The following is a 12,889-nucleotide window of genomic DNA, read 5'->3' on the forward strand; positions in this document are numbered from 1 at the left end:
CCTCCACCACTCGGCGCAAGATCGGCTAGTGCGAATTGCCAGCAGCGCCGGTATAAGCTGATCAAATTTAATGGTGTCCGCCGGTGGTCAAGCGCGTGGAAAGGGCTGATGGTTTTACCCATCGGTTGGCGCCGTGTGCTCAAAAATGCGCGACGGCCCATTCGCCGGTGTAGTCGCTGCGCGATTTCGCTCGTCACCCACGTGCGAAGTGTCACCACCGCAGCGTCTTGCCAGGCATCGTTGCTGTAAAGCTGGATCGTGCATTTGTGCTGTTCCGGCGTCATGGGCTGACTCCAATGCACTGGCCTAAGAATTCTGGTCCCTTGTCATGCCCAATCCACGCCCATGACTGGTCATATGTGGAGGTGGGCTACCCCGGCAACGTTGGTGGCACTGGCTGCGCAGCCTCGGCTCCATTCGGAATGAAGCGCCCAAGTGAGTCGAGCACCCCATGTTCGACTAAACCTTTCGCATGGGTGCGTTTGGCACGTGTTGGTGCCGACGGATCGACGCTGATGCGCGGAGCAGGATTTTCCTGAATACGTCGGAAGGTTGTGGAGCGTTTGGGATCAGCAAGAACCGCCGCCAGTCCCGATAACAAATCCGGCGTCGGCACTGCTGGTGCTTGCTGGGGGCGTGGCAGCACTTTAGCCACATCTTGACCTAGATCCAAGCAGTACCGCAGGTACTCGGCGGGGCTGGAGCCTGAGGCCTGGGCCGTGGCCAAGAACTCCTGAAGCAAAGCCACGGGAAGTATGAGTTGCCCATGATCCGTTTCAGACGCAGGAGAATGTTTCACGTCGGTCATTTGGCGCCTTTCAAAATGGATCGGGCTGAGGCACCAAGTCTAAAGTCGTTTCTCGAAAGGCGCGCGACGCGGTGACGGACGGCTCAAGTGCGTCCTGCATAGGCCATCGCCCGTCTTGCTTCGCCAACAAGACTCCACAGGCTCGGTGGTGTGCGGCCGAGGGTTCAGCGATCTTCCTCATAGGCGCGCGTGATGAGTCCCTGCGCTTTGTCCAATATCCAGGCTGGGTGTCCTTTGGCATGGAAGGTCTGCATTGTTGCTAACGGTACAACACCGTCATTGCGAATGGCCCGCACGACCAGTTCGACCAGGTCGTGGTTGTTCATGTCGACAGCGGCATCGACCACGCGTATGGTGCGCTCGCAGAAAGCTGTGAATTCTTGCTCAGAGTTGAACACTCTAGGGACTAAAGGCGTTGGCACAACGCGAGGAGTTTCAAGACTCCGCGCCAACTCGGGTGGGATTTCGGCAGGGCTGGCATCAAAGGTATCGACTTCGTCGAGATGCCCATACGGTTGCCAGCCGTTTTCAGTTTGCTGGAGCAGCAAGCCTGGATCGAAATGTGGGTTCTCGAAGTCGGTTGTCATCCGGCCACGCGGATAACCGCGTGGGTTGCATATGACCCAGGTGTCGCCCAGACGGTAGCGCTTGGAGGCATGCATGTGCCCATGGATCCAGAGGCCCGACTTTTGAATCAACTCGGCCGGCAAATGTGAGGCAAAGGCTGCAGAGCAGAGGTTAGTGCGGTACTTTTCTTCTACAGATTCGCGTCTTGGCGCATGGTGGGTGATCACCACAGTTTTGGAGGGATCTGGCTGTTCTGCAAGCCGCTTCTCGAGCCAGGCTAGGCTGCGGACGTGTCGCTCCCGTGTGGCCGCAGGCGTGCAGCCCAAGATGCGTTGGTAATCCATCATGTCGCGTCGGGCTTCCGCCATCGCCGCATCAACGTGTTGCTCTCCGAACAATCTGAAGTCTGTCCACAGGGAGGTGCCGAGAAACCGCACGCCCTCGATGTCGACCACGTCTTCTTCCAAGAGAAAAATGCCTTGGTCTCGCGCGCTTTGGCGCATCCGCTCCAAGGACTTAGACCAGTGGCCACCGTAATACTCGTGGTTGCCTGCGACCCAGACGATCGGTTTGTCGCCGAAAGTAGCGCGCGCCCAGGAAGCAACATGCGCCTCATGGTGAATGTCACCTGCCAGAACAACCACATCCGCCTGTTCCAGCGCCTCGGGCGCGGGCGAAAAGGCTGCAAATTCCACGTGCAGGTCAGACAGAACGTAAAGCTTCATGGCCTTCTTTTAGCGTGTTTGTGCGGCATTGCCAAATGTTAGAAGGAAACGGCGGGCGTTCCCCTTGAGCAGTGGGTGCCTCGGCGTTGTACCCGCGAACCGCACCTAGAGATTGCCACTGGAAACGTACCTTGGCGGCGCCAAACGTGACAAATGTTGGATTGCACGGCCTTTCGAATAATTTACGAACGGTCGTTCACATTTGCGCCACAACCCCAGCACTCGCCTCTTCAAGAATCACCCATCGACGCCTCAGAGCCTTCCACATCTCTGGTGCGCGCGCTTGAGGTTGTCCATCGGCCTCGTCGACGGCTCGAAGGCAAGAGTGAAATCTTGGCCTTGAAACGCCGGTCTCATTTTTCGGTGGTCCGTGTGGAATGAGAGGTCGTTTTGGTGAGACTTTATTTCGTTGCCCCCGGTGCGACCGAGGCACAACGCTTTGCTGGATTTGAAGCGGCGGAGGCTGTTTTTGCAGAGGCAGGCCTGTCACCCTTTGCGGCCGTGACGGCACAATTTCAAACGTCGATGGCAACCCTTGTGGCAAATCCTGCCCAACTGCGCGCTGCGTACATTTGGCGAACGGCACTGGCTGCTGCAGTGAAGGCTTGCTATGCAGACGAAGTGCCTCCCCCTCATGCCAGGTTGATGGTGGCGGAGTAGTGCCACTTCGCATGAGCGCGAGCATGATCAAAAGTAGTTGGAAGCCAGTCACAGCGCACAGGTAAACTGCACCTTCCATTCATTAACCAACCCAACCAATATGAATCGTGCCGAACTGGTAGAAATCCTCGCCTCCAAGAACGACCTGTCCAAGACCGCAGCCAATGCTGTCCTGGAGACGCTGATCGAAACCATCCAAGTGGCCGTGAAGAAGGGTGACGCCGTGCAACTGGTGGGCTTTGGTACCTTCAAGTCGGCCAAGCGTGCGGCCCGCACCGGCAAGAATCCCGCCACCGGCGCGGCGCTGAAGATCCCGGCTGCCACGGTGCCCAAGTTTGTGGCCGGCGCCAAGTTCAAGGCGGCGGTGGATCCTAAGGCTGCCAAACGCAAGGCAGAGAAGGCTGGCAAGTAAGCAGTCCTTCGTGGATTGCCACAGCCCTTCGATGTTCACACCTCGAAGGGCTTTTTTCTGTGTGACTGCTAAGCTACGCAGCACCTTTGCATCGTTCAGGTTTTCCCATGACAAATTTCACCTCCGCCTTCCGCAACGAAATCCTGCGTGTCGCGCGCAAAGAACTCAAGACAGAATTGGCCACCTTGCGCAAGACGGTCAGCACCCAACGCTCCGACATCGCAGCCCTCAAACGCGACGTGAAAAATCTCACGTCCCACGTCAAGTCTTTGCAGAAGTTGGACGGTCGTCGCGCTGCAGCGGAGAAGCCGAAATCGGAGGTTGAAGTTTTGCCTCGCGGTGGACGCCAGTTCAAATTCGAGGCCTCTGCGTTTTTAGCTAAACGCGAACAATTGGGTATTACGCAGCAAGCTATGGCCATGCTGGTGCAAGCTTCTGCGCTTTCGGTCTACAAGTGGGAGTCTGGCAAGGTTCAACCACGGGCCGCGCAACTCGACCGCATTCAAGCTGTACTGAAATTGGGTAAGCGGGAAGCTTTGGCACGGCTCGAAGCGTAAGTGTCGAACTCATTGAGGACTTTCTCGAAGCATAGCGAGACAGACGAAGAGCCCGTGCCGAAGCAAGATTCGGCCGGGAGCAGTCTTCGTCTCTTTTAGCACCCCTTTGTCGAGGCTAACTCGTTTGTGATTAAGGTGCTAGGTTTTGCATGGGTACGGCAGCAATACTCAACCTTTTCGAGGACTGCAAATGATCAACAGATCTTCAGCTTCCTAGTCAACGTCGCAGTGGATTTAATAGGCTAAAAGGTTGGAAGACGCCTCAGCTTAAATTGTTTTCTTCACTAACGTCCCCGATTGGCTCTACAGCCAGGCCTTCCGTATCCTGTTACATCTGCCAGGGGCTTCCTAAGGTCAGTGATCTTGTCTTTATAAGATTGCGGTTTGGGGCAAACTTCGGGATGCTTATCCGGCATTGTGTTCAGGCGTCCAGCCATACCATCCGAGGGATACATGAGACTACATAACTCATCGCTCAAGACAAAGCTTCTGCTGCTCTCCTTCGTCGGTATCGTGGGAAGCATTTTGATGGCGCTCGTGGGGTATGTAGCATTGGTTGAGGCCAATAAAACGGAATCCTTCCTTGCGGAAGATGCCGTCCCTAGTCTGGTGTTGATCAGTGGCATCAACGACTTAGCAAACAACGTTAGAGAATCCGAACTGGGCAGCTCTATTGCGGGCAATGTGCAGGAAGTGAAGGACGACGAAGCGCGAATGACCGGTTACACCAGCGTCATTTCCGAGAAGATGTCCCAATACGAAAGGGCGATCGACAACGACGAAGAGCGTCGCCTCTTTACTTCCTTACAGAGCAAACTAACGGCCTATCGAGCTGCTGTCTCGGAAACGTTCACGAGCGCAAAGTCTGGAGATTATTCTGGCCTGGATGAAATGCGGCGGCGTGCACGCGTGGATTCTGGCAAAGCGTTTCGTGAGCTCGGCGACGCGTTAGATTCATTGGTCAGTTTCAACGAAAAAGCAGTTGAGCAGGCTCACACTTCAGCCGTTTCTGCAGGGCATCGAGCAGTGGCGACATTGGCCGGGCTCGCCTTCATCGTGGCGATACTGCTGTTGGTGTTCGGAACCTGGATGCGTCAGATCCTGATGCGCCAGTTTGGCGGCGAGCCGAGTCGGGCGTTGGAGGTGGCACGGGCGGTGGCAAAAGGGGATCTCAGCTTGCCGATTGACCTGACGGTAGGGGACAACAGCAGCGTAATGGCTTCGCTCAAGGAAATGCAAAACAGCCTGAGTGAGACTGTGCTGCAAGTGCGCAGAAGTGCGGAAGGTGTGGCGACAGCATCGACCGAAATCTCTCAAGGCAACAACGATCTCAGCGCACGCACTGAGCAGCAGGCCAGCTCTTTGGAGGAGACTTCGGCGTCCATGGAGCAACTGGGCTCAACCGTGAAACAAAATGCGGACAGCGCCCGTGAAGCCAGCCGACTTGCTGCAGAAGCATCTGCTGTTGCAGCGGAAAGCGGTTTGGCGGTGGGTGAAGTCGTCACGACCATGAAGGGCATCAACGAAAGCTCCAAACGGATCGTTGACATCATTGCAGTGATCGACGGGATTGCTTTTCAAACCAACATCTTGGCGCTCAATGCTGCGGTCGAAGCAGCGCGTGCCGGCGAGCAGGGGCGCGGCTTCGCGGTCGTGGCAAGCGAGGTACGAGGCCTTGCTCACCGCAGTGCTGCTGCTGCCAAGGAGATCAAAGAGCTGATCGTGACCAGTGTCGAGCGCGTGGAGCACGGATCCGTGCAGGTGGACCGTGCCGGAACGACGATGCAGGGTTTGGTGGCCTCGATAAATCAGTTGACGGCCCTAATCGCAGAGATCAGCCACGCCAGCGGCGAGCAGAGTGCCGGAGTAAATCAGGTTGGGGAAGCCGTCACCCAAATGGATCACGCGACACAACAAAACGCGGCCTTAGTAGAGGAGTCGGCTGCCGCGGCTCAAAGCTTGAAAGCGCAGGCAGACCAATTGGTTTCTGCCGTCGCGGTGTTCAAAACAGCATGACCTTCATGACTCACGTTTGATTTCGGGCCCTTGTGATTCCCGCTGGCTTTGCGCGTGCACCATGCTGGGGTCGAAGAATGCGTAGGCTGAGCCGCCCGCTCGCTTTACTTTGTACATGGCGGCATCCGCATGGGCGATGAGTTCTTCTCTCGCGGCACCCTCTGGGTAAGTCGCTATGCCAATGGAACATGACAGATGAATTGCATGGCCACCGGCCATGTAAGGCCGACTCATGTCATCAATAATGCGCTGCGCGACGCCGATGATGGCTTGGGAATCGGGATCACCTTCTAGCAAGACAACAAACTCATCCCCACCGACGCGCGCAACCGTATCGGTGGCTCGGGCGTGTGTCGCGAGGCGACCCGCCATTTCCTTCAGGACCATATCGCCGAAGCGATGACCAAAGTTGTCGTTCACTGGCTTAAAGTTATCCAGATCGATGAACAGGATTGCCAAGTGCGTAGCGTCTCGTGTGCAACGTTCTACCGCTAGATGAAGGCGGTCTTCCAACAGCAAGCGATTGGGTAGACCGGTTAGCGCATCGCGGAACGCCAAGAGCTGAAAGGACGTCGCTTTGCTTCGCCAAGACACCTCCAGATGGGCGGCATTTCGGTGCACCCGCGCGTCAACCATCGACGTGAGCATGGTTTGGGTCAGCAGCAACAAACTGACCCCTGCAACCAGCCATTCCAAACGGTCGCCGCCAAGTTCACCTGCGCTGAGGCAAACCGACTCAATAGGAAAATTTGCGGCGGCCATCCCGGCGTAATGCATGCCACAGATGGCCGCTCCCATGACCAGCGCCGCCGCTGCTTGGCCGATGCGCGCAGCACCGCCATGAAGTTTCAACAATTCAAAGAAAACCAGCAACGAAACAGTCGACGCAGCGATCGCAATCGCGATGGACAAGACCACCCAGCTGGTCTTCCATTCGATGGGGGGCGACATGTCTAGGGCAGACATACCGATGTAGTGCATCGCGGAGATGCCGCCTCCCATCGCAAGTGCCCCTACCAAGAGACGTGCGTATGTGAGTCGAGGTCTCGCCGCGATGTAGAGGGCCATTGCGGAGGCTCCGATCGCAGCCACCCAAGACAAGCCGGTAGCTCTATAGGCAAAGCCTACGGAAAATGGCGCGGACATGGCCAACATGCCCACGAAATGGGTGGCCCAGATGCCAGTACCCATGACGAACGACCCCGCGATCCACCAACCGCGCGCCAGTACTGAATCTTGGTTGCGGACTCTTTTGGCTAGGTCAAGCGCCACATAAGAAGCGCAGCTGGCGATGACGTAAGAGAGTCCGACGACGGATGCTTCATATTGAACAGCGACAAGGGGTGTGGTCATAGAAACGAGACGACTGCGTACGCTCCATCCTCTTGCGTGAGCGGATTTTTCGTTGAGGCCAAGGGAAAATGTATTGAACGCAACACGTAACATTATGTCAAGGAACTGTTACACAACCGACATGTGTCTTGCGCCTTTTTTTCAGCTGAAGGAGTCGAAGTTCAATGCTGCTGCGGCAGCGGGACGGGCGAAAAAATAACCCTGTGCGGAGTCACAATCAAGGTCACGAAGCATGTTCAAAATGTCCAGTGTCTCGACCCCCTCCGCGACAACCACAAGTCCTAAGGTATGGGCCATTTGAATGATCGCTTTGACAATGGCAACGTCCTTTGAAGTTCCAGAAAGATTTCGAATAAATGACTGGTCAATCTTGAGCTTGTTTGCGTTGAGCCGACGAAGGTAGCTCAAGCTAGAGTAGCCGGTTCCGAAATCATCGATGGAAATTTGCACACCTTTCGCTTTCAAGCGCGCTAGGGTCCCCAGCACATGCTCGGTATCTTGGAGAAAAATGGACTCCGTCAATTCCAATTGCAGGTTTTCGGGGGAAATGTCGTGGTGGCGAAGCGCTTCCGTGACGATCTCCTCTACGTTTTGACGCTGAAACTGGACTGCCGACAGGTTGACCGCGATGGGGACGTTGATACCGACCTTTTTCCACAGAGCGGACTGTCGGCAAGCTTCGTTTAGTACCCATGCACCAATCTCGACGATCAACCCAGTTTCTTCGGCGACGGGGATAAAGCGATCTGGACTAACGACACCCAATTCCGGGTGTGTCCATCGTAGAAGCGCCTCCAAAGCCGCTAGCTTTCCTGTGCTCAGGTCTAATATTGGCTGGTAGTGCAGAGCAAGTTCCTGGCCCCACAATGCACGACGCAGGTGCACGCTTAAGTTGTGCTTGTCGTGCAACTCGGCATTGGTCTCTGCATCGAAGAAGCAAATTTTGTTGCGACCGTCGGCCTTGGCCTGATGCATCGCAACGGTGGCTTTCTGGCTAAGGTCTTCGAAGGTTTCTGCATCTTGGGGATAGAGGGCGACGCCAACCGAGCAGGTGGTAGAAAGTGACTTTCCATCGATATTCATCGGAATTCTCAGATGGACTTGCAACTGCTCCAGCAAGCTGGCGAAGCTTCGTCCCTTCGCGCTCGCAGAATAGGCCAGCATGAATTCATCCCCCGAAATCCGAGAGACGGCTTCCGCCCTCGGCCGTCGCTCCGTCAAGCGGTTGGCAACCGACTTGAGAAAGAGATCCCCTGCGGCGTGACCTACTGAATCATTGATGGATTTAAAGTGATCGAGTCCAATATGTACGATAGCGACAGTGCTCTCGTTCTTGGAAGCATCCTGAAGAATGGCCCGGACCAGTTCTTTGGCACGTTGCCGATTCGGTAGACCAGTGAGTGCGTCATGCGAAGCTAAAAATCGCATCCGCTCTTCTGCCGCTCGCTGTTCTGACATATCGCGCACGTCCAGAACCAGAAGCGGTCCCTGATCCGAATCCATTGTCCTGATGGCAACCGTCACCGGCAGCCTCGTACCATCTGGGCGGCGCAGGATGATGTTTCTTCGTGGCGTTCCCCTCGAGGGGATTCTTCCATTGCAGAGACGGGAAAACATACCTGGATAGAGTCGCCTTTGGTGGCGTTGCAGGATGTGGTCAACAGGCATACCGCGAAGATCGTCCCGCTCTTTCTGCAACATGTTCGCAGCGCGCCGGTTAACTGACTGGATGACACCTTCGGTATTGAGTACAACTAAAGCATCTGAGGCCGTCTCAAGAAGCGTTCTAAAGTTTCGCTCCTGTCCCAGAACCTGTCTGCTGACTCGATCTTGTTTGCGAATACCGATCGCAACTAACCATGCGAGCAACCCAGTCACGGCGGCAAAGATTGCCGATTCGATCTGAGCTTTCTGTCGTTCCTGAAACCAGGGGGCGAGATAATCGGACGCGGCGATGGCGACGAAGACGTTGAGAGGAAAGTGCTCAACTCGTTCGAACGAAACGGTGCGATGCACCCCGTCGTATTGAGAGTTGGAGACGTATGTGCCGGAGACCAAGTCCTTCGCCGTCGCTGGTCTCATGACATTTGACAGACCCGGTTCGCCGACTGTCCCCGACGCTAGCTTGGGCACGCGGGCGACGAGATTATTGTCCAGATCCCTTACGCTGACGGCCCCAGCCGGCCCCAGACTCAAGGGCAGAAAAAGACCATAAAAGTAGTCGAGCGGGATGCGGGCCGAGACTACGCCTCGAAAGTGTCCGTCTGCATCGTTCAGTCGATGTGCCAATATGATGGACCACTCCTTGCTGCGTTCCGAGAGCAATGGTCTCGACACAATGAGTTGCTCGACATCTTCGGATTGAAGTTTCCGAAAAACATTGCCTTCCGCAATAGAAGGCGGGGCATCGCTCTCGGTGCCAGACACGGCGTCCAGTCGGCCAGTCTCATCAAAATAGTGGAAGGTACGGCCAGGCTTGTGTTTTTCAGAAAAAGTGTTCAGCACCTCGGCCCTATCTTCCGTGGAACCATTGAGGAGGATGTCACGGATCCATCGGTCATGCGCGAGCGAGTGCAGCGAAATCTCCGTCGCATCCAACCCCCCCTTGACGGCCTCCTTCAGGGCGGCAGCCATGTTTTGGGTATCAGTCTTTGCGCGTTCGTCGTAGATCGCGCGACTGTCCATCAGGTTTGAAAATGCATGCCAGAGAAAAACGGCATTGATCAGCGCCCATCCACCCCACAACTTGAAGCGCCAATGCCAAGCTGAAACCGGCCGGGTGGGGTCAAGGCCAGCACTTTCACCAGAGTGGGGAAACATCGAGTCCGAGGCATCTGGCTCGCTTGTTAACTTCTCCTGATGTCGCATCGTTCGTACCCTCTTTACTGTTAGCCGGTGACGATATGTTCACAATGCATACTACTGTGTCAACGTAGAGCGCTTACCGCTGCCAACCCTATGGTTGAACTTAAAAAATTGGTGATTGTTCAGGCTTGCACCATCCACAAAGAAGACGGCCGGCGACAGATACACGCTGCGTCCGTGTCGCGGCCCACGTCGCCGCCAAGGGGGTGACGCAATGCCCCCTTTAGCCATGGTTAACTGTAGATTCAGATGTGCATCGTGCATGCATCGGCGGTCGGAAACTGTGCGCGGCAATGCGACGTAGTAGGCGGGGACGGGGGGAAGCGTCTTCAGGGACACAGAGCGAGCATCCTAACGGCGCTGCTTGCCGTTGCGTTGCTTGGGCCCGTTACGTTACAGGCAATCCGAGCTAGCTTATTTTTTCATTCTTGCGGACGGGTCTTACATGGCATAGCCGATAGCTAGCAGGTGGCGGATCTATGTTTTCTTGCATGGTGATCTGCGTCAAAAATTCTCCCAATCCCCATCATCAGCCTTAACCGAGACGTTTCGTTTAATCGCTGGCGCGGTTGATGGAGAAGTGGTGAGCTTCCGTGGAATACCCGTCCCGGCTTTCGCATTCAAAGTCGGTGCATGCGCTTTCGCCGGCAGATGATGCGCGACAGGTTTGACGCGCGGTGCGTCATGCGGAGTGCGAGGTGTGGCAGGGGCAATGGTACGTGCGATCACTCTCTCAGAGCCCACATTGAAAACCGCTACCACCTCCGATAGTCGGTGCGCCTGGTCGCGAAGCCCTGCGGCTGCGGCTGCAGACTCTTCAACAAGTGCCGCGTTCTGCTGCGTCATCTGATCGAGGTTCGTCACCGCCACGTTTACTTGGCCAATGCCATCTTTCTGTTCCAAAGAAGAAGCGGTAATCTCACCGATCAAATCACTCACACGGCGCACACTGCTGACGATTTCGTTCATCGACTCGCCGGCCTGCGCCACTTGCTGAGTGCCTGTTTCTACTGTCTGTCCTGAGGCATGGATAAGAGCCTTGATTTCTTTTGCCGCCTCAGCCGAACGTTGCGCCAAACTGCGCACTTCGGAGGCAACAACGGCAAATCCACGTCCTTGCTCACCGGCGCGAGCGGCTTCCACCGCGGCGTTTAATGCCAAGATGTTGGTCTGAAATGCGATGCCGTCGATCGTGCCAATGATGTCACCTATCTTGCGCGAGGCCTCACTGATGTTTTGCATGCTATGCACAACTTGGCTCACTACCTCGCCGCCACGGGTGGCTGCTTGTGCCGCAGTTGCGGCAAGCTGGTTGGCTTGGCGAGCAGTGTCGGCCGATTGCGTCACGGTGCTAGTCAACTGCTCCATGCTGGCCGCCGTTTCCTGTAAGTTGGCTGCTGTCTGCTCTGTGCGTGAGGACAAATCTTGGTTGCCGTTGGCGATTTCGACGGAAGCCGTTGAGACCGATTCAACGCCACCACGAACATCCGTTACCAAGGCACGCAACTTCGCCACCATGTCGGACATGGCACGCAGCAGCAGCCCAAACTCGTCCTTGCGATCGGACTGAAGTTGGCGAGTTAAATCCCCCTCCGTGATTGCGCGGGCCACGATGACAGCTTCGTCCAACGGGCGGGTGATCGAGCGCACCAACACCAGCGTCAGCAGCACACCGAGGGCGAAGACAACGCCGACACTGACAATGGCAAGTGTGGCGGTGGAATGACGAGAGCTTTCAGCCTCAGCTTTGGCAGCGTCACGTTGGCGCTCCTGGGCTGTTACAAAGCCGTCCAACGCGGCAAGATATTTGCCAATCGCGGGTTTGAACGAATCTTCAACAAACGTTTGCATGGCTGCGGCGTCACCGGTGGCCTTGACGTCCTTGGTCTTGGCGGTGAGACCCAGGACGACGGAACGTGCAGCAGCGATGTTCTCGAGCGCCATTTTGTCTTCACTCGACGTTGCTGATTTGACGATCTCCCCCTGTATTCCGCTGATGCGGGCAATACTGTCCTTGATTTGACCGTCGTAGGATTTGGCCAGTATGGGGTCGGTGGTGACGGCGCTGCCGAGCACCATCACTGTGGTGGTTTCGGTAGCCCCACGCCAGCGCACAGCAGTCGTAATCTTTTGCTCGTAGGCATTCACAGATGCCATGGCTGTATCGACCGCTCTGCTGGCACTGACCTGAGACCAGATTGAAACCGCCAACGTTGCGACTAGTAGCCCCAGGATCACGCTCCAAAGCTTGGTCGAAACGCGTAGATCGCTGAATTTCATGTATGTCTACTCCTAAAGCAGTTTGCAATCCACACGGACGCCTCACGGGGGCTCTGAGATTGCCTGAAATCGGAAAGCACACATTTGGATGCAGATTCAATTTTTAGGCAAGACTTCCTTTGCGAGCCTAGGAAAATATGCTGACGAATTGCACATGCCGTAGAAGTTCACACTCTTGCCACACATCCCGACGGGCCGTCGCTGAAAATTTACCACATGACCCGTCTCCGTCGCCGGAATCCTCGTTGCGGCAATGCTTAGTGATCGGCTCGGGCGCGTGACCCATGGACAGTTCCATGTTTGCCATCAACGTATAGCATAGTCAGATTGAACCCCTTGAACGACAAAGTAGACCAGGAAGGACGATTACGTGAAGCTTTCTCTCATGGCACCCAATGCAAGCGAGGCACAGCAACTGTGCGGATTGCAAGCGGCCGAGGCGATCTTCCTCGCTGAAGGTCTGTCCGCCATTTCGGCAAATTCGGCATGTTTTGAAGCTGAACTCTCGTTGGACGTACTCCCGAGTCCAGCGCAGGTCCGAGCCGCTCGGGTTTGGCGGGCGGCGTCGACCGCCGCGCTGGTCGCCTGCTATGGCGCCAAGCCGCAGGCGGCTGAGGCCAAGCTCTTGGTTAACCCTTGATCCTCG

Annotated in this window: 9 protein-coding genes; 4 read left to right on the plus strand and 5 right to left on the minus strand. The window is 56.0% G+C overall.

Going from position 1 to position 12,889, the window contains the following annotated elements:
• Positions 1 to 370: 370 nt before the first annotated feature.
• Positions 371 to 808 carry a hypothetical protein gene (locus ACPWMG_RS00440; RefSeq protein ID WP_483302701.1) on the minus strand — a complete coding sequence of 146 codons (438 nt, stop codon included), beginning with the start codon at positions 806 to 808 and terminating at the stop codon, positions 371 to 373.
• Positions 809 to 972: 164 nt separating this feature from the next.
• Positions 973 to 2,100, minus strand: coding sequence for a metallophosphoesterase (locus tag ACPWMG_RS00445; RefSeq protein WP_483302702.1), 1,128 nt, complete (start codon positions 2,098 to 2,100; stop codon positions 973 to 975).
• Between the two features lie 760 nt (positions 2,101 to 2,860).
• On the opposite strand from ACPWMG_RS00445, the gene ACPWMG_RS00450 reads away from it, so the two are divergent.
• The 3 genes from ACPWMG_RS00450 to ACPWMG_RS00460 all read left to right on the plus strand — a co-directional run bounded on the left by ACPWMG_RS00450 (position 2,861) and on the right by ACPWMG_RS00460 (position 5,745).
• Positions 2,861 to 3,172, plus strand: coding sequence for an HU family DNA-binding protein (locus tag ACPWMG_RS00450; protein ID WP_483302703.1), 312 nt, complete (start codon positions 2,861 to 2,863; stop codon positions 3,170 to 3,172).
• A 107-nt stretch (positions 3,173 to 3,279) separates the two neighbouring features.
• Complete coding sequence (locus ACPWMG_RS00455; RefSeq protein WP_483302704.1) at positions 3,280 to 3,729, plus strand: helix-turn-helix domain-containing protein; 450 nt, start codon at positions 3,280 to 3,282, stop codon at positions 3,727 to 3,729.
• A 453-nt stretch (positions 3,730 to 4,182) separates the two neighbouring features.
• On the plus strand, positions 4,183 to 5,745 hold the full coding sequence (locus ACPWMG_RS00460; RefSeq protein WP_483302705.1) for a methyl-accepting chemotaxis protein: 1,563 nt from the start codon (positions 4,183 to 4,185) through the stop codon (positions 5,743 to 5,745).
• Between the two features lie 3 nt (positions 5,746 to 5,748).
• Here the strand turns inward: ACPWMG_RS00460 and ACPWMG_RS00465 are convergent, their stop codons facing one another.
• The 3 genes from ACPWMG_RS00465 to ACPWMG_RS00475 form a co-directional block, all read right to left on the minus strand.
• Complete coding sequence (locus ACPWMG_RS00465; protein ID WP_483302706.1) at positions 5,749 to 7,098, minus strand: diguanylate cyclase domain-containing protein; 1,350 nt, start codon at positions 7,096 to 7,098, stop codon at positions 5,749 to 5,751.
• Between the two features lie 141 nt (positions 7,099 to 7,239).
• Positions 7,240 to 9,918, minus strand: a complete 2,679-nt coding sequence (locus ACPWMG_RS00470; protein ID WP_483302707.1) for a bifunctional diguanylate cyclase/phosphodiesterase — start codon at positions 9,916 to 9,918, stop codon at positions 7,240 to 7,242.
• Between the two features lie 549 nt (positions 9,919 to 10,467).
• Positions 10,468 to 12,243 (minus strand): methyl-accepting chemotaxis protein, encoded by a 1,776-nt coding sequence (locus ACPWMG_RS00475; RefSeq protein WP_483302708.1) that lies wholly within the window; start codon positions 12,241 to 12,243, stop codon positions 10,468 to 10,470.
• 370 nt (positions 12,244 to 12,613) lie between these two features.
• On the opposite strand from ACPWMG_RS00475, the gene ACPWMG_RS00480 reads away from it, so the two are divergent.
• Positions 12,614 to 12,883, plus strand: a complete 270-nt coding sequence (locus ACPWMG_RS00480) for a hypothetical protein (RefSeq protein WP_483302709.1) — start codon at positions 12,614 to 12,616, stop codon at positions 12,881 to 12,883.
• Positions 12,884 to 12,889: the final 6 nt, after the last annotated feature.

It is taken from the genome of Hydrophilobacter chitinilyticus, from assembly GCF_049860745.1.
Taxonomy (GTDB): domain Bacteria; phylum Pseudomonadota; class Gammaproteobacteria; order Burkholderiales; family Burkholderiaceae_C; genus Rhodoferax_B.